This is a genomic window from Paenibacillus sp. P4_A7 (assembly GCF_056402455.1).
In genome coordinates, this window is record NZ_JBFUHJ010000777.1 from 1 (window position 1) to 1295 (window position 1295).

Here is a 1295-nt window from a genome sequence, read left to right on the forward strand (position 1 = left end):
AAAGCAAAAGTTACTGTCCAAGGCAAGTTGCGTGCTTTTTCCTAAGCAAAAGTTACTGTCCAAGGCAAGTTGCGTGCTTTTTCCTTCCACTTGGAATGAACCGTTCGGTCTCGTTCTCATCGAAGCACTGGCCTGTGGAACACCGGTACTCGGTTTCAGGAAAGGCGGTGTGCAGGAAGTGTTGAAGGGATTGCCTAAATTGCTATGCGATAATACGGAGGATATGGCTGCAAAAGTGTTGAACCGAACAGGCTTTCCATCCGCTAAAAAATGCCGAAGCTACGTAAAGAAGCATTTTTCCGACAGAATAATGACCGACCACTTTCTAAAACTATACGACAAAATTATTAAAAAAAATGAATATAAAATCATTTCAAATTCGTTATGGAACGAGCAGAAGGCGAATATGAACACTTCAGATGAATTCGAATCTAAAGGAGACGTGACATTTTGAAAATTGTGCAAATATCCCCCAATACGATACCTGTCCCACCTATAGATTACGGCGGTACGCAACGTATTATTTACAGTTTGACGGAAGAATTGGTCCGCCGCGGGCATGAAGTCATTTTATTTGCCAAGAAGGGATCCAACACTCGCGCTACCCTAACCTATGAATATCCTTCTGACGATATCGAGACTCATCTCGAATTTATCATACGTCACATCCCCGACGATGCCGATATGATTCATGACCATTATGGGATCGTAGCAACAGCAAACCCTCCCATTCCAACCATTAGAAGCTCCCATTCGAAAAGAATTATCGGTGTGCAAATTCCAGTCTATGTCAGTAATATGGTTTTAAAAAAATATGGAGAAAATCATGGTTACTTCGTGTACAACGGCATTAGACTTGAAGATTACAAATTTAAGAAGGCCAAGCATGAATATCTCCTTTATTTGGGCAGAATGATGGAGCATAAAGGCGTCCATCTCGCGATCGAAGTTGCGAAAAAAACAGGGAAAGAGCTGATTATTGCCGGAACCTTTAACAATAACAAATTATATAAAGATTATTTTGATTCCAAAATTAAGCCGCACCTCAACGAACAGATTCGTTATGTCGGACCCATTGGTGGCAATGAAAAGCAAAAGTTACTGTCCAAGGCAAGTTGCGTGCTTTTTCCTTCCACTTGGAATGAACCGTTCGGTCTCGTTCTCATCGAAGCACTGGCCTGCGGAACACCGGTACTCGGTTTCAGGAAAGGCGGTGTGCAGGAAGTGTTGAAGGGATTGCCTAAATTGCTATGCGATAATACGGAGGATATGGCTGCAAAAGTGTTGAACCGAAC

The 1295-nt window shown here is 42.4% G+C and carries 2 protein-coding genes; both read left to right on the forward strand.

Annotated features, from left to right (window positions below; genetic code table 11):
- Positions 1 to 454: glycosyltransferase (locus AC1DWN_RS33885; protein WP_477563208.1), on the forward strand; the 454-nt coding region annotated here is incomplete at its 5' end.
- Between the two features lie 5 nt (positions 455 to 459).
- Positions 460 to 1295: glycosyltransferase (locus AC1DWN_RS33890; protein ID WP_477563209.1), on the forward strand; the 836-nt coding region annotated here is incomplete at its 3' end.